The sequence below is a fragment of the Lactiplantibacillus sp. B652 genome (genome assembly GCF_023806745.1).
Classification (GTDB): Bacteria; Bacillota; Bacilli; order Lactobacillales; family Lactobacillaceae; genus Lactiplantibacillus; species Lactiplantibacillus pentosus.
The window spans coordinates 25,857-48,543 of the sequence record NZ_JAMSKY010000008.1 but is presented as its reverse complement, the minus strand read 5'-3'; the positions used below and the strand labels follow the sequence as shown (position 1 = coordinate 48,543).

The 22,687-nt window shown below is 45.1% G+C and carries 19 protein-coding genes; 13 read left to right on the top strand and 6 right to left on the bottom strand.

Features of this window, described 5'->3' with window-relative positions:
* Nucleotides 1-31 precede the first annotated feature (31 nt).
* On the top strand, nucleotides 32-2,248 hold the full coding sequence (locus tag MZO40_RS10585; protein ID WP_105960887.1) for an alpha-galactosidase: 2,217 nt from the start codon (nucleotides 32-34) through the stop codon (nucleotides 2,246-2,248).
* A 290-nt stretch (nucleotides 2,249-2,538) separates the two neighbouring features.
* Here MZO40_RS10585 and MZO40_RS10580 read toward each other — a convergent pair whose 3' ends face one another.
* Both MZO40_RS10580 and MZO40_RS10575 read right to left on the bottom strand, forming a co-directional pair.
* The gene (locus tag MZO40_RS10580; protein WP_088770476.1) at nucleotides 2,539-3,498 is read right to left on the bottom strand and encodes a beta-galactosidase small subunit; all 960 of its coding nucleotides are present in this window, start codon (nucleotides 3,496-3,498) and stop codon (nucleotides 2,539-2,541) included.
* A complete protein-coding gene (locus tag MZO40_RS10575) occupies nucleotides 3,482-5,362 on the bottom strand; it encodes a glycoside hydrolase family 2 TIM barrel-domain containing protein (RefSeq protein WP_105960885.1) in 1,881 nt (626 codons plus the stop codon). Before MZO40_RS10575 ends, MZO40_RS10580 begins: the two co-directional genes overlap by 17 nt.
* Nucleotides 5,363-5,648: 286 nt before the next feature.
* Here MZO40_RS10575 and MZO40_RS10570 point away from each other — a divergent pair, with 286 nt between their 5' ends.
* The 4 genes from MZO40_RS10570 (at nucleotide 5,649) to MZO40_RS10555 (ending at nucleotide 10,581) form a co-directional block, all read left to right on the top strand.
* A complete protein-coding gene (locus MZO40_RS10570; RefSeq protein ID WP_105960884.1) occupies nucleotides 5,649-6,812 on the top strand; it encodes a galactokinase in 1,164 nt (387 codons plus the stop codon).
* Between the two features lie 177 nt (nucleotides 6,813-6,989).
* A complete protein-coding gene (galE, locus tag MZO40_RS10565) occupies nucleotides 6,990-7,994 on the top strand; it encodes a UDP-glucose 4-epimerase GalE (protein WP_003640038.1) in 1,005 nt (334 codons plus the stop codon).
* Complete coding sequence (locus MZO40_RS10560) at nucleotides 7,994-9,457, top strand: UDP-glucose--hexose-1-phosphate uridylyltransferase (RefSeq protein ID WP_105960883.1); 1,464 nt, start codon at nucleotides 7,994-7,996, stop codon at nucleotides 9,455-9,457. Before galE ends, MZO40_RS10560 begins: the two co-directional genes overlap by 1 nt.
* Before the next feature lie 122 nt (nucleotides 9,458-9,579).
* Nucleotides 9,580-10,581 (top strand): LacI family DNA-binding transcriptional regulator, encoded by a 1,002-nt coding sequence (locus MZO40_RS10555; RefSeq protein ID WP_105960882.1) that lies wholly within the window; start codon nucleotides 9,580-9,582, stop codon nucleotides 10,579-10,581.
* 61 nt (nucleotides 10,582-10,642) lie between these two features.
* Here the strand turns inward: MZO40_RS10555 and MZO40_RS10550 are convergent, their stop codons facing one another.
* From MZO40_RS10550 to MZO40_RS17650, 3 genes are all read right to left on the bottom strand, one after another.
* On the bottom strand, nucleotides 10,643-10,957 hold the full coding sequence (locus MZO40_RS10550; RefSeq protein WP_105960881.1) for a DNA-binding transcriptional regulator: 315 nt from the start codon (nucleotides 10,955-10,957) through the stop codon (nucleotides 10,643-10,645).
* A gap of 26 nt (nucleotides 10,958-10,983) precedes the next feature.
* Complete coding sequence (locus tag MZO40_RS10545; RefSeq protein WP_105960880.1) at nucleotides 10,984-11,739, bottom strand: nucleoside phosphorylase; 756 nt, start codon at nucleotides 11,737-11,739, stop codon at nucleotides 10,984-10,986.
* 449 nt (nucleotides 11,740-12,188) lie between these two features.
* Nucleotides 12,189-12,404: a pyridoxal-phosphate dependent enzyme gene (locus tag MZO40_RS17650; RefSeq protein WP_105960879.1), complete on the bottom strand. Its 216-nt coding sequence runs from the start codon at nucleotides 12,402-12,404 to the stop codon at nucleotides 12,189-12,191.
* 384 nt (nucleotides 12,405-12,788) lie between these two features.
* Here MZO40_RS17650 and MZO40_RS10540 point away from each other — a divergent pair, with 384 nt between their 5' ends.
* The 7 genes from MZO40_RS10540 to MZO40_RS10510 all read left to right on the top strand — a co-directional run bounded on the left by MZO40_RS10540 (nucleotide 12,789) and on the right by MZO40_RS10510 (nucleotide 19,179).
* The gene (locus MZO40_RS10540; protein ID WP_165861047.1) at nucleotides 12,789-13,940 is read left to right on the top strand and encodes a condensation domain-containing protein; all 1,152 of its coding nucleotides are present in this window, start codon (nucleotides 12,789-12,791) and stop codon (nucleotides 13,938-13,940) included.
* A gap of 244 nt (nucleotides 13,941-14,184) precedes the next feature.
* A complete protein-coding gene (locus tag MZO40_RS10535) occupies nucleotides 14,185-14,886 on the top strand; it encodes a hypothetical protein (RefSeq protein ID WP_165861046.1) in 702 nt (233 codons plus the stop codon).
* Nucleotides 14,887-14,894: 8 nt separating this feature from the next.
* Nucleotides 14,895-16,073: an MFS transporter gene (locus tag MZO40_RS10530; protein ID WP_252133267.1), complete on the top strand. Its 1,179-nt coding sequence runs from the start codon at nucleotides 14,895-14,897 to the stop codon at nucleotides 16,071-16,073.
* A gap of 3 nt (nucleotides 16,074-16,076) precedes the next feature.
* A complete protein-coding gene (locus MZO40_RS10525) occupies nucleotides 16,077-16,580 on the top strand; it encodes a GNAT family N-acetyltransferase (protein ID WP_105961663.1) in 504 nt (167 codons plus the stop codon).
* 219 nt (nucleotides 16,581-16,799) lie between these two features.
* The gene (locus MZO40_RS10520; protein WP_105961662.1) at nucleotides 16,800-17,246 is read left to right on the top strand and encodes a helix-turn-helix domain-containing protein; all 447 of its coding nucleotides are present in this window, start codon (nucleotides 16,800-16,802) and stop codon (nucleotides 17,244-17,246) included.
* Complete coding sequence (locus tag MZO40_RS10515) at nucleotides 17,243-17,842, top strand: Fic family protein (RefSeq protein ID WP_105961661.1); 600 nt, start codon at nucleotides 17,243-17,245, stop codon at nucleotides 17,840-17,842. Before MZO40_RS10520 ends, MZO40_RS10515 begins: the two co-directional genes overlap by 4 nt.
* Before the next feature lie 83 nt (nucleotides 17,843-17,925).
* On the top strand, nucleotides 17,926-19,179 hold the full coding sequence (locus MZO40_RS10510; RefSeq protein ID WP_122217937.1) for a DUF2325 domain-containing protein: 1,254 nt from the start codon (nucleotides 17,926-17,928) through the stop codon (nucleotides 19,177-19,179).
* 200 nt (nucleotides 19,180-19,379) lie between these two features.
* On the opposite strand, the gene MZO40_RS10505 is transcribed toward MZO40_RS10510, so the two are convergent.
* Nucleotides 19,380-20,387: a LacI family DNA-binding transcriptional regulator gene (locus MZO40_RS10505; protein WP_105961658.1), complete on the bottom strand. Its 1,008-nt coding sequence runs from the start codon at nucleotides 20,385-20,387 to the stop codon at nucleotides 19,380-19,382.
* 245 nt (nucleotides 20,388-20,632) lie between these two features.
* Between MZO40_RS10505 and MZO40_RS10500 the strand changes: the two genes are divergently transcribed.
* Nucleotides 20,633-22,684 (top strand): beta-galactosidase, encoded by a 2,052-nt coding sequence (locus MZO40_RS10500; protein WP_105961657.1) that lies wholly within the window; start codon nucleotides 20,633-20,635, stop codon nucleotides 22,682-22,684.
* Nucleotides 22,685-22,687: the final 3 nt, after the last annotated feature.

The following is a 22,687-nucleotide window of genomic DNA, read 5'->3' as shown; positions in this document are numbered from 1 at the left end:
TCGTAGGGAATCGTGAAAGGAAGTATTTGATATGGCAGTGACGTTGCAGCAAACTTTGATTAATATTGACGAACAGCACCTGGTCTTTCATCTGCATAACGATCAGATTTCGTATATCTTAGGCGTTGAAACGGGTGGGGTCCTCGCACACTTGTACTTTGGCCCGCGGGTCCGTGGTTATCACGGCGAACGCCAGTATCCGCGAATTGACCGGGGATTTTCAGGCAATTTGCCGAACACCACGGACCGGACGTATTCGAAGGATGATCTCCCACAGGAATATGGTGGCAACAACACCGGTGACTACCGCCAACCAGCTGCGATTATTCGCGCCGCAAATGGGGCCCGGACCGTGGACTTTCGGTACCAAGATTGTCGGCTGGAGGCGGGTAAACCCGATTTGAAAGGCTTGCCACAGACGTACGTCGAAGCGGAAGATGAAGCTCAAACGTTGATTGTGACGATGCGTGACGCGACGTTAGGGGTGACCGCGGAACTGGCATACACCATTTATCGCGATCGGCCCGTCATCACGCGCAGTGTCCGCATCATCAATCATAGTGAGCAACCCGTTGATTTGGAGAAAGTGGCTTCGATGCAGATGGACCTGCCAACGCAGCCACTGGACGCCATCTCATTGCCTGGTAGTTACGCGCGTGAACGTCAAATGAGTCGTGAACGGCTTCATCGCGGCCTCACTCAGTTTGAAAGCCGCCGGGGTGCCAGTTCTCATCATATGAACCCGTTTGTGGCGCTCGCTGATCCAGATACGAACGAATTTCGGGGCAACGTGCTCGGGGCGTTGTTGATTTATTCTGGTAACCACCAATTCAGTCTGGAACGGGACCCAATCGGTCAGACCCGTCTGACGGTCGGCATCAACGAATATAACTTTGATTGGCAATTAGCGGCTGGTGACAGTTTCCAGACGCCAGAAGTGGCGATGGTTTATTCAACGACCGGCTTGAACGGCATGTCGCAAGTCTATCACGACTTATTGCGGGAACGGGTCGCACGGAGCCGTTACAAGCACGAACCACGGCCAATCCTGATCAATAACTGGGAAGCGACCTACTTTGACTTCGATGCGGATAAGATTCAGAGCATTTTGGATGCGGCCGCACCGTTGGGAATCGAAATGTTTGTGCTGGATGATGGTTGGTTTGGTCATCGGAATGATGATAAAAGCTCACTGGGCGACTGGTTCGTTAACCGGGAGAAATTACCGGCGGGCTTAGCTGATATTAGCAAACGGACCCATGATAAGGGGATGCGTTTTGGTCTGTGGTTCGAACCGGAAAATATTTCGGCGGACTCGACCCTCTATCGGCAACATCCGGACTGGGTCTTAGGCGTCCCTGATCGTGGCCGGACCTTGTCACGGAACGAATATGTCCTTGATTTTAGCCAACCGGCAGTCGTTGACAACCTGTTTGAACAGATGACCGCAGTGCTGGACAAAGTGCCAATCGATTATATCAAGTGGGACATGAACCGGAATCTGACGGAAGTCTATTCGCCACATAGCGCTTCTGAACATGAAGGTGAGACCAGTCACCGCTTTATTCTGGGCGTTTATGACTTGATGGAGCGTTTGACGAAACGCTATCCGCAAATCTTGTTTGAAGGTTGCTCCGGTGGGGGTGGGCGTTTCGATGCCGGGCTAATGTACTACATGCCACAAAGCTGGCCATCAGATAACAATGACCCCATCGAACGCTTGAAGATTCAATACGGGACTTCGCTGGTTTACCCCATCTCTGCGATTACGGCGCACGTCGGGACGAGTCCTGACGAATTATTAGGTCGGTCGACCTCGATGAAGATGCGGAGTGCGGTCGCAATGAGCGGAACGTTGGGCTATGAATTAGACGCAGCCCAGTTGAGTGATGCGGATAAGGCTGCTGTTAAGGAACAAGTGGCGTTCTACAAGCAACACCGTGACTTGATCCAATACGGCACGTTCTATCGTCTTGAGAGTCCATTTGACTCTAATACCGTGGCTTGGCAATTTGTCAGTCACGATCAACGCGAAGCCTTGTTATTCACCTTTGTGATTTTAGGCGCCGTTCAGCCAGAACCCCATATTACTAAGATGGCGGGACTGGATCCTGAACAGACTTACGTTGAAGCCGACAGCCAGCGCGCTTATGGCGGGGATGAACTCATGCAACTAGGACTCTACACGACGCCGGTCCAAACCAGTGATTTCACTGCTCAGATTCACTATTTCCGGGCAAAGGATTAGTGTGCGCATGATGGATTTGCACGGATGGCATGACTGCTGGGCGAATCATTCCTAATCCGGTTGCTTGCTAGTCGTGAAACAAATTAGTAAAACTTCAAATTAAAATGGTCATTTACAGACAGCTACATGCCTGTAAATGACCATTTTTAGCTAGCGGAGCATTCAAGCTAGCTCATCCGCAACCAGACAAAAATGGCAGCCATTATCGAAAATGACTGCCATTTTAGTACCCATATTTAGTTGTCATCGCTAGGCGGGCTAGCCATCACACACGGCATCATCAGCTGATTTTAAAAGTGGATATTGAAGCTGAAATCGATATCCTGATCAGCTGGAATGTGGTACTGGGATTCGACGTCGGTTCCCCAACTGTCGATCCCACCGACACCACGAACGGCACCGAAAATGGAGAGGACGGTCCGTCGAGCTAACGGTAATTCTTCCATGTGAGTGGCGTTTTCCAGTTCTGCGGCGGTATAAGGTAAGCAACTGAAAGCGAAGGGCGCGTCAACTTGACTGAACGTCAGGCTGAAGGGTTCGCTACTATGGTCAGCGTTGTTTTGCGTTGTTGACCGTGTTACCGTGACTTGTTCTGTCTGCATATGCATGCCGCATTCTTGTGGCACCAGATAAGGGGTGACGGGTAGACTGTCAACGTGGAACTGGCCATGACTAGCGCCGGCTAAACGGTCAGGATAGGTTTCGCCTGATAGTCCGGTGTAATCGAAGCCGTTTGCGGTCGTTGGCATGATGAACCGCAACCCGAATGCTGGTAACTCCGGTAAGCCAGCTTTGCCAGCATAGTGCGTCGCCACGTTGATCTGACCATCGGCCGTCACGGTGTAGGTGACTGTGACCGTCGTGCTAGGAACGGTCGTCGTCACGAATTGATAAGCCAAGGAGACTTTCGTGGCCGTTTCATGGTCGGTGTAGCGATTGTTGAGCGGTGCGATCGGTAATGGCGTGATGGCTTGGTCATCAACCGTCAATTGAATGTCTTGGCAGGTTGAGAATTTGTCAGCCGCGTACCACTGCGCTGATTTAGTCGAAAAACCGCTCCCGTGATCATTGTCGGTGGTTGCGCGCCAGAAGACTGGTGTCGGCGTCCGATAAAGCCATTCCTTGCCGTTGACGAGTAGTGATTCGAGACCACCGCGCTCGTAACTGAATAGGTAGTGGAAGTTATCGCCGGCCAGGCCTAAGCTGCCATCACCGTAAATAACGTGTAACTGATTATTTGTGTAAGCCATAGTAATATTTCACCTCTTGCATTGCTGGTTTTGGCGACCGGTCGGCAAACATTAAGCCGTCACCGGAAAATTCATAGTCAGAATGGCGTTCATCGAAGTCGCCACCGTAACGAAGGACGTCTTGGTCAGTGACTGGATCATGAACGAACAGGGCTTGGTCGATAAAGTCCCAGATAAAGCCGCCTTGATACATTGGGTATTTATCAATCAAATCGTTGTAAGACTTCATGCCACCGAGTGAATTCCCCATATCATGCATATATTCGCAATCGAGGAATGGCTTGGCCGGATTGTCGTCCAAATAAGCGGCGATCTCGTCCGGCTTTTCGTACATACGACTTTCGACATCTGAAATCCGGTCTTTTAGTTCAGGCGTGTGCACCACACCTTCGTAATGAACGAGTCGTGAATCGTCGTGTTGCTTGTAGAAGACTTGCATTGCGGCAATGTCTTCGCCAGCGAATGATTCGTTACCGAGTGACCAGAAAATGATGGATGGGTGATTCTTGAACCATTCGTAATTCGAACGGGCCCGGTCCACCACAGCTTCAAGCCAGTGTGGATTGTCGCCAGGGACGTTGTAGGACGGTTCGATTGCGCCCATCTTTTGCCAAGAACCGTGTGATTCCAAGTTGTTTTCAGCCATTAAATAGATGCCAGCTTCATCACAGAGTTGATACCATGGCAATTGGTCTGGGTAGTGGCAAGTCCGATCAGCGTTGATGTTATTCGCTAACATCGTCTGGATATCAGCCTTCATATCGGCCATCGTAATCACCCGACCAGTATGCGCATTCCATTCGTGCCGGTTGACGCCGTTGATGACCAGTCGTTGATTGTTGACGTAAATGACCTTGTCGTCACGGAGTTCAACGGTCCGGAAGCCAAACTTGTAAGGAACGACTTCTAAAAGCTCGTGATTAGCATCGTAAACTTCAATCAGTAATTGATAGAGATACGGTGAAGCTGGTGACCAGAGCTGAACTTGGTCAAAAGCCATTGCGTCAAATTTCACGGTGTCACTGCCCGTTTGGGTTTGCGTTGCAACAACTTGACCGTCCTGATCCTTAACGGTAAGTGCCAAAGTGGCCGCATCGCCAGTCAGCTTAGTGGTGACATTCAAGACACCGCTTTCAAAATCATCGTTGACGGTTGGACGCAGATCCAAGTCGTTGAGGTGAGTGGCAGGTTCAGCCAATAAATTGACGTCGCGGAAAATCCCGGAAAAGCGGAACATATCTTGGTCTTCGATAAAGGATGCCGTGCTTCGTTTGTAGACCCGAACGGCCAAGACGTTGTCGGTGTCTTGGATGTAGGGCGTCAAGTCGAATTCAGATGGTGTAAAACTATCTTCGGCGTAACCGATGAAGTGCCCATTCAACCAAACGTATAAGGCTTCTTCAACCCCTTGGAATTGAATGATGACCCGTTGCCCTTTGAAGGCATCGTCTAAATCGAATGTTTTAAGGTATGAGCCGACCGTGTTGTCGTCAGCATCACTGAACAGGCCAGGGGTTAATTGATCCTGATTCAGGGTGTATGGTGGGCGCCGGTAAATTTTACCTTCCCACGGATAGAGCGTATTGATGTATTGAATCTGACCGTACCCGGCGAGTTCGATGTGGCCGGGGACTTGAATCGTGTCGAAGTCACTCGCATCAAAGTCCGGTTGATAGAAGTCAACGGGGCGTTCGGCCGGTGTTTTGGCAAAGTTGAAGCGCCAAGCACCATTTAAGGACTTAACGAAACGACTGCCAGTTTTGATTTCAGCTGCGTCGTGATAATAGTGATGGTCACTATGCGCAGGTAATTGGTTAACCCGGAACACTTCCGGGTCGTCTAACCATTGAAGATTAGCTTGCATGAGGAAGCTCCTTTCAAAATCGTTAATAAAAACGCTTACAACTATGATGATAAAACATTGTGGGGTATTTGTACACGATATTTTAGTTAAAATTTAACTAAATCAATTGATGATAACGGGATAATAACCTCGGCGTAAATCGAAAATGAAGCCTAGGTTCAGGCGAAATGGTAAAGCGTTACCATTTTTGCTATAAAAGGATTGTTAAGGTATTGACAGCGGCCACTAAAAGCATTATAGTCAAGTTAATAAAATTTTAGTAAAACTATTTACGGAGGGATTTTTCATGAAAACTAGCGACTTAAAACAGGAGTTTACCGAAGCCTTTGATACCACACCAGAACGGGTCTTCTTCTCACCTGGTCGGATTAACTTGATCGGTGAACATACTGATTACAACGGCGGTCACGTCTTCCCATGTGCGATTACGATTGGGACATACGGGGTCTACGCACCACGGACGGATACGACGGTTCGGATGTATTCCGCAAACATTCCAGATGCGGGCATCGTGACTTTCGACGTTAATGATTTAGCCTATGATAAAGCCGCTGGTTGGACGAACTATCCTAAAGGGATGATGAATGAAATCGCCAAGACCGGTGTCAAATTCGATCACGGGTTCGACTTCTACGTTCACGGTAACATGCCAGATGGCGCCGGCCTGTCTTCATCCGCTTCAATCGAACTATTGACCGGTATCATGTTGAACACTGGGTTTGACCTCAACATAAGCCAATTAGACTTAGTTAAGATTGGCCAAAAGTGTGAAAACAACTACGTGGGCGTTAACTCCGGGATCATGGACCAATTTGCCGTTGGAATGGGTAAAAAAGATCAAGCAATTTTACTAGATACCAACACGATGGATTATTCCTATGCGCCAGTTAAGCTTGGTAACAACGTCATCGTCATCATGAACACGAACAAACGCCGTGAATTAGCGGATTCCAAGTACAACGAACGTCGCTCAGAATGTGAAGAAGCACTGCGGCGCTTACAAACTAAGCTGGACATCAAGTCTCTCGGCGATTTGACCAACGACCAGTTCGATGCAGCAGCTTACCTCATCAATGATGAAACCTTGATCAAACGCGCTCGTCACGCGGTCTTTGAAAACCAACGTGCGATTCGCGCAACCAAGGCGTTAGCTGATGATGATTTGACGACCTTTGGCGAATTAGTTACGGCTTCACACGTTTCATTACACTTTGACTACGAAGTAACTGGGAAAGAATTGGACACCTTAGCTGAAACGGCTTGGAAACAACCTGGCGTATTAGGTGCGCGGATGACTGGTGCCGGCTTTGGTGGCTGTGGCATTGCCATCGTTGACAAGGATAAGGTCGATGATTTCAAAGCCAACGTCGGTAAAGTTTACCGCGACACGATCGGCTACGACGCTGACTTCTACATCGCAGAAATCGCTGACGGCCCTAAGGAACTTTAATCGCGACGATTAGGACGTTAATCGTCAGAAAGTTAACGTTAATTTAGAAGATGTGCGTTAATTACTAAAAAGTGAACGTTAATTTAGAAGATGTGCGTTAATCATCAAAAAATGAACGTTAACAGCATCATGATTTAAATCAGTTATATGCATTGAGGAATTTGAGGAGGAATTAGAATGGCAGTTTTAGTTTTAGGTGGTGCCGGTTACATCGGTTCACACGCGGTTGATCGGTTGATTGCAAAAGGGTACGATGTGGCGGTTGTGGATAACCTGGTCACTGGGCACCGGGCAGCGGTCAACGATCAAGCTCGATTTTATGAAGGTGATGTGCGGGATACGGCGTTTATGAATACCGTATTTGACCAAGAAAACGTGGAAGGTGTCATTCATTTCGCCGCATTCTCAGTGGTCCCAGAATCGATGAAGGATCCGCTCAAGTATTTTGACAACAACACGGCCGGGATGGTCAAGTTGTTGGAAGTTATGGCTAAGCATGACGTTAAGCGGATCGTCTTCAGTTCAACGGCGGCAACGTACGGCGAGCCGAAACAAGTGCCGATCAAGGAATCTGATCCCCAAGTGCCAACTAACCCTTATGGTGAAAGTAAGTTGGCGATGGAAAAAATCATGCATTGGTCCGACTTAGCATACGGCATCAAGTTCGTGGCGCTTCGTTACTTTAACGTGGCTGGCGCTAAGCCAGATGGCAGTATCGGTGAAGACCACGCCCCAGAAACGCACTTGGTTCCGATTATTTTACAAGTCGCTGCTGGCGAACGGGATCAATTACAGATCTTCGGTGATGACTATCCAACGCCTGATGGGACGAATGTGCGCGATTACGTTCACGTGGTCGACTTAGCAGACGCCCATATCTTGGCGCTCGAATATCTCAAACAAGGTCATGACAGTGATGCGTTCAACCTCGGTTCTTCAACTGGCTTTTCTAACAAACAAATGTTGGATGCTGCGCGTGAAGTGACTGGGAAGCCAATTCCAGCCGTTATGGCACCGCGGCGTGCGGGTGACCCAAGTACCTTGGTTGCCGCTAGTGATAAAGCGCGGAAGGTCTTGGGCTGGAAGCCACAATACGATGACGTCAAGGAAATTATTAAGACGGCTTGGACTTGGAAAGAAAGTCATCCAGCTGGCTATGACGATCGGGGAGGCCAGAACTAATGACGAGTTTAGATCAATTTGTTGATGCTGTGATTGCCTCACCATCACAATATACCGCGATGGACCGCATTTACGTGCACAATCGGGTCTTAGGACTCGTTGGTGAAGGCGAACCAGTCGCTGCGGCGGACGACCAGTTAACGAGTTTGACGGATGCGTTGGTCGAAACGGCGATCCAAAATGGCAAGATCGAAGCGTCCCAGTCGGATCGCGATATCTTGGCTGACCAGTTGATGGACTTAGTGACACCGTTGCCATCAGTCCTCAACCAACGTTTCTGGGACAAGTATCAAGACAGTCCCAAAGCGGCGACGGATTACTTCTTTAATTTGAGCAAAGCCAACGACTACATCAAGACGCGGGCGATTGCCAAAAACGTGGTCTTCCCAGCTAAAACGGCCTTTGGTGACCTCGAAATCACCATCAATCTCTCGAAGCCTGAAAAGGATCCCAAAGCGATTGCGGCCGCACGGAATCAACCACAAGATGGCTACCCACTGTGTCAGTTATGTATGCAAAACGAAGGCTACTTGGGTCGCTTAGGCTATCCAGCACGGAGTAACCACCGCATCGTGCGGTTGACATTAGGCGGGGATACTTGGGGCTTCCAGTACTCCCCTTATGCCTATTTCAATGAACATTCGATCTTCTTGGATCAAGAACACCGGCCAATGGTCATCAACCGGCAAACATTCACGAACTTGCTCGAAATCGTTCGTCAATTTCCACATTACTTTGTGGGCAGTAATGCGGACTTGCCGATCGTTGGTGGTTCGATGTTGTCACACGAACACTATCAAGGTGGTCGGCACGACTTTCCAATGATGAAGGCGCCAATCGCGCGGTCAATCGACTTAGGAATCGCCGGCGTTAAAGCGGGCATCGTTAAGTGGCCAATGTCAACGATTCGGTTATCAAGTCCGGATGTCTTGGCGTTGACGGATGCCGCTGTCAAGATTCATGACACGTGGATGAACTACTCAGACGAAAGCGTGGACGTCCGTGCCTATACGGATGGTACTCGCCATCACACGACGACGCCCATCGCCCGTAAAGTTGGCGACGATTACGTTTTAGATATCGTGCTGCGTGATAACCAAACGTCCGCTGAGTTCCCTGATGGTATCTTCCATCCACACCAGGATGTGCAACATATCAAGAAGGAAAATATCGGTTTGATCGAAGTCATGGGCCGCGCTATTTTACCAGCACGTCTCAAGACGGAATTGGCCGAAGTGGGCAAATATTTGTTGGATCAGCCAAACGAAATGGTCCCAATGCATCAAGCATGGGCTGACCAATTGAAGGCTGATAACACGATCACTGCCGATAATGTCACCAAGGTGATCGACAAAGCAGTCGGCAATGTTTTTGCCCGCGTACTGGCAGATGCCGGCGTCTTCAAGTGGGACGATCAAGGCGAAGCGGCGTTTGACCGGTTCATTGCAACACTCAAAGACTAAATTGTAAATTAAGCAAATAAAACGTGGGGCAACGGGGTGTTGCTGTGCTACTGGCCAATCATTATTGGTCAGTGGTGCCAGTCCCCGCGACCCCACGTTTGTTATTAGAAGGAGGCGAGACGATGGCCGTCACGTTAAAAGATATTGCCAACCGGGCAGATGTCTCGCTGGCAACGGTCTCGCGAGTATTGAATTATGATCGCACGCTGTCTGTGAGCGACCAGACGCGCCAACGGGTGTTTGCCATCGCCGCGGAGCTACGTTATAGCAAGCGCAAACGGCGAGACGTGAAAACGATGATGCGTAAGAATATTGCAGTGATCCAGTGGTATTCCAAGACGCAGGAGCACGATGATCTGTATTACTTAGCGATTCGCAAAGGAATTGAACATCAGGCCCAGGTCTACGGTTTCACCACCACGAGCATTTTTCAAAACAAATTGGATCAGGTCGGTGATGATATTGACGCGGTAATTGCGGTGGGGAAGTTTAGCCCGACGCAAGTGCGCCAGTTGAGTGAATTGACCCCGCAACTCGTGTTTGTGGACGATGACCAGTTTGCACAAGGCTTCAGCAGCGTCGTCACGGACTTCACGTTTGCCACGAGTCGGGTCGTCGACTATTTCTGGCGGCGCGGGATCCAAGATATTGGCATGATCTATGGTCAGGAGTGGTCGACGGATCAACAAGTTGAGATTCCAAATCAGCGCCAACAAAGCTTCAAGCAAGCGTTAGAGCGCCGCCATGCCTATCATCCTGAGTATGTCTTGGCTGGCGACTACACGAGTCAGTCTGGCTATGTAACGATGAAACGGGCGATTGCCGCGCTAGGGCCGCGTTTGCCACACGCTTTTTTCGTGGCTAATGACCCAATGGCGGCGGGGGCCCTGAAAGCCTTGCAGCAGGCCAAAATTGCCGTTCCTGGACGCGTCAAACTGTTTAGCTTCAACAATACCTCGCTGGCGGAATACGTTTACCCTGAAATCAGCTCGGTCAACGTTGAGACGGAACTGATGGGCAAGACCGCCGTCGACCTGTTAGTCAACCGATTCCAAGACGCTCACCAAGCGGCCCAACGGATCGAGCTGGGAACGACACTGGTGGAACGGGAGAGTACGAAATAACGAAAAACATCCTGAGCTGTACTGTGGATTAGCAGAACGGCTCAGGATGGTTTAGTTTTAATCATTTAGTCGTAAAAATTTCTTCAATCAAGTTAGGATACTGCTGAATTAATTGTAGTAACCGGCAGGCGCTGCCATTTGGCTGAGATTTGCCAGCTTCCCAAGCTTCAACCGTGCGCGGGGAGACCGCCAAAACTACCGCCAGAACGCGCTGTGTGATGCCAAGCTCTGAACGAATCGCTTTGATATCTTGTGCCGAATAGTGAGGTACTGGTTGCAGCGATGATTCGTGGACCGTGACGTTTGAATAATCACCATTTAGCGCTGCAGTTGCTTGTTGGATGCTTTTTTGTAGATCAGTTAATTTTTCGCTCATGATTTTTCCTTTCTGGTTGTGAAATGCTAAAGGTCAATCAAACAGTTCAGCGCATTGATTAATGCCATTGTATGCGCACCTCGTCCTCTATTCCGTGCCACCCATGCTTTGGGATTAGCTAAAGAGTCAGCCGTGAAAAGAATCTGGCCAAACTTTATCCTGCGAAAACGAGCAATTGCGGCTAGTGCTGAGCATTCCATCTCCACGACTTCAAATCCCTGTGCCACATACTGATCAGCCAATGCAGGTGTCTCACGAAAGAAAGCGTCGGTTGTCCAAGTCTTGACGGTTTTTGCTGCAACTGAATTCTTGCGTAGTGACGCCTGAACAGATGCAATTATGTCCGAATCAAGCTGAATACTTGGCGCTGCTGGCAAGTAATGATAGGATGTCCCCTCATCACGCAAAGCTTCCGTAACAATTAAAAAAGAATTCTCTGGAATTTCTCGCAGAACACCGCAAGAGCCTACCGCAATAATCTGTTTGGCACCATAAGCAATTAGGAATTCCATAATCTGTGCAGCGGCTGGTGCACCCAAAACCGAACGACAGACCCCCATCGTTTCACCATGCCAATTAATTTGAAAGACCTGAATGGCACCCGAAAACATCGGAAAAGTTGCTAACGCTTCAGCGTTGTATTCTTGACTAAACTTACGCATCACTTCTGGCGTTACGAATGCCAGTAACATCTTATCTGGAAATTGATAATCTTCATCTCTAAAGGGATTAATAATCGCTTTAGGTGAAGAATCATAGTTAGTTATCGGAAGAAAATTCATAGTTGCCTCCAAAATTGTATTTCAAGTAAAATTTGCGATCTCACAAACGTTCGTTAATTTTTATACCGCTCGCTCTAGCTAATGTTAGTTTGACTTCACTGTTGTACTGTTACAAGTGAATATTAACATTCCAGCAAAAAATAGACTGTCAGATTAAAAAACTTTGGATGGGCGCATTTGATACGGACTTCCGAGCCCACGAATTGATTGACTATTGATCAAACGGGGTAACGTCAAACCATTATTGAATACGGTAATATCGTATACTAAATTTTCGTAGTTATCAATTTTATTATTCCGAATAGCAGGTGCCGTAGTAATGGGCACTTATTTTGGTGATGCTTTCGGGTGCGCTAATTTCATTTTTGCTCGTTGGCAGTAGCGACTGACTTGAATTGGTGGCAGACTGTTAATTCGTTCAAGGAACGTTAATATAAATAATGTTAACGTTAAAGTCCGGTACGCAGTATTAGGGGACAAGGACTAATATTTGGCTCTATAACTGCAATGAATTTTAATTGCAATAAGTTACAAATAGTTGCCAGTGAAACTCCAAAATTACCGGATGAGGATTCGATTACTGTAGTATTCTGATTGATTTTTCCGGATTTTATGGCCTGTTCAATGATGTAATATGCGGGACGAACCTTTACGTTGTTAAGCATATTGAATGGACTCAAGTTTGGCGAAAATAGATATGTGATTATTTGAACTTGAAACCTCCTGAAATGGTGTGTTCCCAATCAATTTTTTGATTATTGAAAGTCTTTAATGAATCGTTGTTAGTGTTCATGGCTTCTCCTATTACATGATTAATTTTGGGGTCTTTAAAATATTAAATACCCCCGTTGAATGCTACTCTTTTTTTAAATTAAAGATTAATTAAAAAATTGACAATTAGTTACATCTAGATTACAGTAAGACAATTAATGTTTAATCAATTAATCATTTTGAACGATTTTAATGCTTTTATTATTTTGAAATTATATTTCACAGAAGGCGGTAATGGTTTATTTTGAATCATACATTTACAAGAATTGGAGATGAACATGAAAGTATTTAATGCCCCGGATTCAAAGGGCCTGTTAAAAGGTTCGCCAGCAACAAGTTCTCAGACGCAAATTTGGTTATCTGAGAAAACCCATTCTTCTAAAAACCAGCAGTCAAAAGTTACATTTACAGTTGACGTATCGGGAAGGGTTGGGATAAAGAGGCTAAAAAAAGCAATTGAGTGCGTACTACAAAGTCAAAGTGCCTACAACGTCTACTTTTACTTAAAAGATAATCAGTTAATGTTTTCGGAGAGAACTTCGATACAAACTGATACGAATGATGTTTCGTTTGTAGTCCTGGAAAATATAAACAAAACTAGGTTTAACTTAGATGATGGTCCCTTGTACAAGATAACCATTTATCGCTTGAGTAAAACTAATGTTAGAGTATTGTTTCAATTTCATCATATTATTTTTGACCAATTTTCTGTGCATCTTTTTTGGAATCAAGTGGTTGATTATTATAATGGCGTTCAACAAGAGTTACCGACGAGTTCAAACTTTTTAGCTTTTGTTGAAAAGCCAAACTTTGGTATGACAAGGAATGATCTGGTTAGAATCAGGAAGGAATGGGCAGAAAAGTATACCAGAATTGATGACATTAAAATTATATGGATATCTGAAAAGGATTGGGAGATTTCTCAACAAAGAGTTCAATTTAAGTTGATCAAAAAAAAGCAAAGCTTAACTTCTATAAACATTCTAATGGGGGAGATAATTTCAAATGTTCTTTCAAAAAGATACTGTTCAAACTTTAAGGATAAATTGAATATTGCTATACCCTATGTAAATAGGTTTAAAGAAGAGTTATATATCCAGGGACACTTCGTTAATATGTTACCGATGATGATTGGACGTAGTGATTTTACTCCTAGCCTAGAAGAGTGTGTAAGCATGATGACTGATAATTTTATGGAACTTTTCTGGAGACAAAGACTTTCTTTTGATGAGATTCTGAGTACATTAAATTTTCCATCTCGAAATGAAAAGTCTGGTTTTGTTCAAATAGCATATGTATATGCAAGAAAAATAAAACTAACACCTTTGAATATGTCCACAAGGGTTAAGTTTAAAGAAATTATTCAAACACCGATAGATTTTCCACTAGTTATTTATGTGTTGGAAGGGAAAAATAGAAATAACGATTGACTTTGATGGAATCTTAATTGGGAAAAACGAGATTAGATACTTAGTTGATCAGATTGTTAAGGAATATAAAAAAGTATAAGGAAGCAATCAGATTGATGTCGGGATATGGAGAGTCACATGCATCTTTTGGTGAAATCATACAAGGAAACAGATTTGTAAATAAAACTAGTTTTTTTTAGTAACAATGCCGATAAATTTAAATTCTAAGGTAAAATTCATTCCGGATAATTCTGGATTAGTGCGCGTGGTCCCAAGTTATAAAACAAAAGTTATTGCAGCAATCAAAGGATTGGCTGAATTGCTCAAAATTACTGTATCGGGCACTTTTATTGTTGAGAGTAGGATTCCGGAGGGTAAAGGGTTGTCAAGCTCTTCAGCAGATTTAGTCGCTGCAATACGGGCATTTATAGATTATTCAAAAATTAAGGTTAATCTGGAACAGATTGGGAAAATTATATCTACGGTTGAGCTTTCTGATGCAGTTATGTACGACAAAAGTGTGCTTTTTTATAATCGCATTGGACAGTGTGAAGAAAAATATGATTTTCTTCCATCAATCACAATCTTAGCTGTTGATGAGGGCGGTGTAATCGACACAATATCTTGTTATAAAAAAAGGCAGGAGCAAACATTAAACACGTTTTATCTTCAAGAGACTCTGTTAGCAGATCTTCGTCATGTTATGAAAAAGCGTGATGTTTCAGCAATAGGACGTGTATGTACTCAAAGTGCAATTATTAATCAAGATGTTTTGCCTAAAAAATATTTGACGGAAATGCTTCAGATTGTCGATGATTTTTCGATACTTGGCGTAATAGTGTCGCATACTGGTACATACATTGGATTGTTATTGGATCAAACTGAAAGTGATTATGAGAGAAAACTTGCTCTTGTTACTCACGAATTGAAAGCAAAATCTCTTGAATATCACATTTATACAACATAGGGGTAGAAATGAAAAGGCAAACAAAAATATCAGGTTTCGAAGTAATAAAATATTTATCCTCTGTTTCCGCGTCATCAGCGGCCAACAGTGCCTCTGCATTGGCCATATATTGGTTCGTTCTTAAATCTAGTGGGAAAGTTTCAACGTTAGTCTTAGCAGGAGTTCTACAATCTTTACCTGCTATCTTTGCTGTCGTTATTTCCGCGCTTGCAAATAAAAGAGGGTCCAAATTTTTAATGGTATATAGTGACTTAATACGTGCGGTGCTTTTCTTAATAATTGCGATTGCTTGTACCACACGTTTTGGTATTTGGCTTGCAATTATTATTAATATTGTCATACAAGTTTTTGAACAACTTCGAACAGCTGCTACGACAACAATTATTCCAGAGGTAGCGGGTTCAAGTTCTAAATTGGGAACGTGGGTAGGCTTATCAAATAGCATTACTGCTGCGTTCGAGCTTATTGGTGTGTCTATCAGTGGTGTTGTTTTTGATGCTTTTGGGTATCAAACTCTCTTCACAATGATTTCTTTTGTTTTCATGATATCAAGTATATTAGCGATGTTTTTAAAAATAAATGTGGTAGTAAATGAAGATTCTAGTAATTTTGACATGATACAGACATTTCGACATATTCTTAGTTCAAAACTTCTAGTTGGAATTATTCTGCTGGCAATTGCTGTTAATATTTCATTTGCCCCGCTTGATGTAATATTAACGGCTTTTGTCAATGAGGTATTAAAAATGGGAGCGACTGTCTATGGATTTGTAGATAGTGGACTAATGGCTGGGATGATACTTGGATCTACATTATTTGGTATTGTGGCCGGTAAATGGCGTGTAAAACCAATTGCAATCGTTGGGTTCTTAGCATGTTCATCCGCTTTGTTTAGTTTCATGTTCATAAAAAGTTGGCAATTAACTATTGTAACAGTATTTTTATTAGGGACCTTAATGGCCTTTGTAGATAGTGCCATGGATTCTTGGCTTTTAGAAATTGTGCCAGAAAATGGCAGGGTTGCGATTTTTACAACTGTTACATCACTTTTTACAATTGCTGCACCACTTGGTACAAGTTTATTTGGATATGTTTATCATGCAGCCGGTGTGTCATTAGCCTTTGGTTTGATGGCATTAGTTATCTTAGTAGGTGTGTTTTTTTCATTGAGAATACAGGAGGATTGACGAATGGAACAATTTAAAAAGATAAAGATTGAGATGCTTTCCCAAGGTAATGCCGAAACTATCGCCAATGATTGGCATTATGAGGGCGTCTATTCATTTTATGATATGACCGAAGACCCCGAGGATTTTGAAGAAATTATCTCGCCAGACTTAAGAGGAGACCGCTATTTTCAGGTTGTCAATGATGATGAGTTGACCGGCTACTTTTGTATTGAGCCGTTATCAGCACGAAAGGCAGAAATCGGGTTGGGGCTTAAACCTGATCTAACTGGTCAGGGGCTCGGGTTATCGTTTCTGAAGTTGATTGAACATTTTGTTTTGCAACATCAGAAGTATCAAACATTAGTTTTATCAGTGGTGGCGTTCAATGAGCGAGCCATCAAAGTCTATATTAAGGCCGGTTATGTGAAAGTTGGTACTGAGATGGTTGCTTCTAATAATTCGGAATATGAATTTATTCTGATGGAAAAAAACGTCTCAAGGCAAGTTGATGAAATGAACCATTGAAATGGCCGCAAAGTCACTAATCTTTAGTGGCTTTTTTGTGCCAATCGTTAAACATCGACAATGAACTAGATTTTATTCGATTTAAAAAATGGCAGCACCAATGAATTGCGTATCTAAATAATATGGCTTGCTTGTTATGAGCGGTGTGTTGGGGTGGCGCAAGTTCGTAAACAGGACGGATCTACCCTTGAAGGGTATAATAGCGGTGAGGTGATGGAAATGAAATCGACAGCGGCAACGCTCAAACAAATTCGGCAACATTACCGAATTAGTCAAGCCCAACTGGCGAAGCTACTCAACACATCAGTTCGAACGGTGCAGCACTGGGAACAAGCAGACTATCAACCAAGTGGCGCCGCGGTGCGCTTGATTCAAATTTTGGCAGCGGATGATGCAGTTTTTCCTGCATTGACACAATTCAAGGAGGACGATCAAATTATGTATCTAGAACACGATGACCAAAAACTGACGATTATGGACGTGCCATTTCGGAATCGCAAGGAGTATCGGGCAACTCTGAATGCCATTATCAGTAATATGTATGAGGGCTTTGAACCAACGAAGCGAGATATTGAGGATGCGAGTCGTTTTTATGAGGATGGGCCAATCAGTGCACAAGAGATGCTAGCAACAATTCAAGCCTCCGCCGACCGTAAAGCTGAATGAGAAAAGTCTGGGCGGACTACCTTCAACCAAATGGCACATTGCGTAATTTGTTAGGAATAACCAACGCGGAAACGTTACAGAAAATCGAGTACAAGATAAGCACGCAACAGCAACAAGCCTTGATTCAAAATCAATACAGGTTGCCCAATGGTCAGCAGTTGACCGGACGTAAGATTGAAGAAATGAAGTTAATCAATGCTTATTTACTGGATCAAATTTACGATTGGGCCGGCCACTATCGCGAAGTTGATTTCAATAAAACGATGGACGGGGTCGTCACGTTTTTTCATCCCGTCGCCCTGTTCGGTAATGCTGAATTAGATATTCAGCGCCAACTCGACGATTATGCACAATTGCCCGACGACCGTGAAAAAATCGCCCAGGCGTTAGGCAGTCTCGTGACTGAAATCAATATGTTTCATCCGTTCCGTGAAGGTAATGGACGGACGACCCGGCTATTCACGGCCGTTTTAGCGCGGCAACATGGCTTCGAGATCAATTATACTCAGGAACAACAAGCCGCTTATATGCGCGCCTCAGTGGCGGATGATGCAGCACTGATGGGCCAGGTGTTTTTGGCGGTGTTGGAAGGGTAACTTTTGAAGACACTGGTAAAGTAGCGCTGTTTCATTGATAATAGAGCGTACCAAACTAAATTTTAAATCGAGGAGGATAATATATGCAGAAATATCGTGATTATCGAATGGCCATTGAAAAAACACTGGCCATGATTCAACCGACTGACGATGGCTTAGCAAGCGGCGCTGTGACCATCCAAGAAATTTTAAAATTAGCCGCATCCGAGACACCACTAGAACAGACAGAAAATAAAGAAGATACCCATTCAGAAGCACCCACACAGTCAAGACCGGACCCGACCGTTAAAAATGAAGCGACACTGAATACGGATCGGCCGACAATTGAGAAGATAAATACTGAGAAGTCAGCAACTGAGGAGCCAACGACTGAAAAAACATCCACTGAGCTGGTCACCCAATCAACTAAACCATCTCCAGATGAACCAAACCATACCGTGATGCAAGTTAGACGGCGACTAAAAGGGTTTGATTTAATTGATCCAGATAATGACAAAGCACCACATTACTATTACGATGAAATCCTAGCTAGACAATTAGAAATTCAAAATGGCGATTGGGTTCAAGTCGGAACAATGCAAAGAGGCAAGAATCATCCCTATATTGAAAAAATCTTGAGTCACGCGGAGGTTCCAAATTTAATTACCGTGGCCCCGCTCTACGTTGTTAACTACAACTCATTTGATGATACTTATCAGATTACCCAAAATTACCAAGGCACCCCATTAGCGAGTGTTAATCCCGCCGTTGAGACGTTTAAAATTTCAGGTCGCGACGCCTTGCGCCAACGGATCAATGATGGCCAGTTAGTCGACCTCGCTTGGTTTAATGAGCAGCCTGACAAACCAGTCGTTCGCTATGTCCATCATAGTCATCGGCCCCTGGGCGCACAGGCGAATCGACCTGAAAAACGGGTCAAGTCGACCACTTCTACCGGTCCGGCCGAACCAATTCAAACGTTAGCCTTTGATTTAAAAGCCCAAACGGTCGCCGTTGTCATGGGTGACGCCAACACCCGGCAGCAACAGATCACCCAGTTGATTGATGAACACAACGGTCATGCACTACTGATTGACGCCTTCAAACATAGCAACAGCGCCAGCTTCTACAATCAACAACTCAGCCAAACAGATATTGTCGTCATGGTCCAAAACCAAAACAAGCATGCGACATCCAAAGCATTGAGCAAGGCGGTCAAACAATATGACCTCAAAATGGCCATTGCCAATGGTGGCGGCCTACAACAAATCGAACGGGCGATGTATCGTGCCGTTAAAGGCCTACCAGCTTTTGAAAGTGGCAATTTGATTACTTATCCGCAGGCGGAGGCGCAATAGGCGGGCCAGTGGTTTGGCGATAGCTATTAAAGAAATTAGTAACTGGTCCGTTGCTAATCGAATAAACAGAAAATAGTACAATCGCAAAGCAAGATTAGATTTACTTAAGCATTAATAAAAGACATTTTTGACACCAGTTCGTGCGGAAGGCCGCCAAACTGATTGTCAAAAATGTCTTTTTTTGGTGGTATTTTACAAATTTAATCAGTCCGCGGCTTTAGAAAACTCTTACGATAGACTAATTTCGCATCGACTAAGACCATCCGTTTCTGAGGACGATCAAAGATGATGGTATCTTTAAGCGTCGCGATTGCCTGTGCCGCGATGTCATCCGTATCAATATGAAAAGTGGTCAATGGCGGTGAGACGTAGCGGGCAATGTCGATATCGTTGATGCTGATGATCGATGTGTCAGCGGGAACGGTGATCTTGTTTTCGTTGAAAGCCTGTAAGACACCGACTGCTAGGGGATCTGAACCGATTAGGAATCCTTTAGGGAGTGCCTGTCTGTACAACGATTGGACGACCTGCTGACCTAGTTGATAGCCACTGGCAACTGAAAAAGAGCCACCAACGAACATAAATCGTTCGTCGAAGAGCTGCAATTCACGCAAGCGACTTTCAAAGTACTTTTGTCGTGGGTCTTGATGATGGGTGACTTGTTGATCTTTACTCCAATAACCACCGTTAATGAGCCCAATTGGCGTTTTGCCGGCAGCGATTAATTGGTCGATCGCGTACTCAGTGATGGCTTGCAGATTTGGTTGAACCGAATTGAAATGTCGCGGATCCGGGTTGGAATCGACAAAAATCCGGTGAGGCGTCAGTTGCCGCAAGTGCTTGAGGGTTGGGGTGTCGAATTCACCGACTGCCATAACCCCATCAATATCGGCGGGGATGTGGTCAATGTCAGGATAAAAAGTCAGGTCCAGATTAGCCTGTTTACCATGTTCCACTAGCCCTTGCCGGAGATTGCTGAAATAAATATCTTCTAATTCTTGTTTCGGCTGCACCGCAAAAATGACCGCAACCTGGTAAGTCAGGCCGTGAGTCGTGTTCGGCTGCTGATAATTTAAGTTTTGAGCCGTCTGGAGAATCTTTTGACGCGCGTGATCTGAGATTGAAAATGTCGGGTCGTTATTTAATAGCCGCGAGACAGTCGCTGGTGAGTAGCCAGCCTTAGCGGCAATTTCACGAATAGTTGGCATTGAAACACACCCCTCTCAATGTGGATTAATAAACAATTGGTTACTGATTGAAATGCCTTCACAGTAATAATACGCTTTCATTCGCGGAAATAAAAGTAGTAACGATAATAAACGGAACGTAAATGTTGTTTACTCATATTTAGTAATTATTTTAGTAAAACGGCTTACATTCGACAATGAAAGCGCTTATCATAAGAGCTGTTAAAGATAAATTGATTAGACAGAAAAGTGAGGGTGCGTTGCAAATGACCAATCCAATCAAGACCACTGAATTTTTACATGGTGGTGATTACAATCCAGATCAATGGCTGGACCAGCCCGGCGTCATCAAACAAGATTTTAAAGCATTTAAGCAAGCCAAAATTAATACGGTAACGTTGGGTATTTTTGCTTGGGATAAGTTAGAACCTTCTGAGGGACATTATGACTTCAGTTGGCTGGATGAAATCTTTGATCAAGCTGAAGTACAAGGAACCAAGATTATCCTGTCAACGCCAAGCGGTGCCCGGCCACGTTGGTTGGCTGAAAAGTATCCAGAAGTGTTGCGGGTCAATGAACAGGGCCAACGGAATCAATTTGGCGAGCGCCATAACCATTGTTTTACCTCTCCCATTTATCGTGAAAAGGTGCAAGCCATCAATCGGAAGCTAGCCGAACGATATGGTAAGCGACCGAGCTTGTTATTGTGGCATATCTCCAACGAATACGGTGGTGCTTGCTACTGTGACTTGTGTCAGGCAGCCTTTCGTCAGTGGATTCAAAAAAAGTATCAGACCTTAGGCCATTTGAATCACGCTTATTGGAATGACTTTTGGAGTCATGATTATACAAGCTGGGATCAGGTCCAAGCACCGTCACCATTAGGAGATACTGGGGTGATGGGATTAAACCTGGATTGGCGCCGGTTTGTGACTGACCAGACGATTGATTTCTTTGAATCGGAAATCCAACCGCTACGTGAGCTCACACCGAACGTACCAGTTACGGCCAACTTTATGGGTGGCAATCCATCCGAGTCACACGTCTTCTACGACTTGGACTATCAAAAATTTGCTAAGCATGTCGATATTGTTAGCTGGGATTCTTATCCGAACTGGAGCAATGGCTATGAAAGCACCGCGCACTTAGCTATGAAGACTGCTTTGATGAATGATACGATGCGGAGCCTCAAGCATGATAACTACCTAATTATGGAAAGCACGCCATCGCAAGTCAATTGGCATCCGTACAACCGGGCCAAACGTCCTGGCATGCACGAAATGGGCAGCTTGCAACAGATTGCCCATGGCGCGGACTCCGTCTTATATTTCCAACTGCACCAATCATTGGGAGCTTCTGAAATGTTTCACGGGGCAGTCGTTACCAATCGTCGGGGAACTAAGACTCGGGCCTTCAAGGATGTCCAACAAGTGGGGCAAGATTTGCAACAGCTACAAGCGGCGCACGCAACGACGCGTTCGAGGGCGAAAGTCGGCATCGTTTTCGATTACGATAACATGTGGGCCCTGGATGATGCGCGCAATTATGCCAATGAGACCAAGCAATATTGGCGGACGATTCAGGAACATTATCAATATTTCTGGGAACATGACATTCCAGTCGAAATCCTCGCAACGACTGATGATCTATCCGCATATGACCTCATCATCGACCCGATGCACTTTATGATGAGTGCGGAATTTGCGGCCAAACTAAAGGCCTATGTTGAACAGGGTGGACACTTAGTCGGCACCTATATCACAGGCGTTGTTGACCGTGATTTCTTGGCCTACCAGGGTGATGGGTTAGCCGATTTACAAGCAACCTATGGCCTCAAGGTACAAGAAACGGATACGTTATATCCGCAACAGCACAATGCATTAACGGCCTATCATCAAGCTTATCAAATCAATGATTACTGTGATGTGATTGAGACGACGACGGCCGAGACGCTGGGCACTTATCAAAAGGATTTCTATGCCGGCACACCCGCAGTGACTAAAAACACGCTTGAAAATGGAAGCGCATACTATCTTGCGGCTCGAACAGATACTGACTTTTTGGCGGCCTTCTATGAACAATTGGCGATTCAACTTGAACTCAAGCCAAGCTTACCAATCACCAAAGCAACGCCAAAAGTCGCGATTCAAGTTCGTGAGAATGCAACGGAACGCTATTATTTCGTGATTAATTTTAGTCACCAGCCGACCACTGTGACGTTGGCTCAACCGTTACACGCTGTATTCAGTGACCAATCGATACAGGGAGAACAAGCGCTAGCCGGTTACGGTGTTCAAGTTTACACGATGCCAAAATAAATA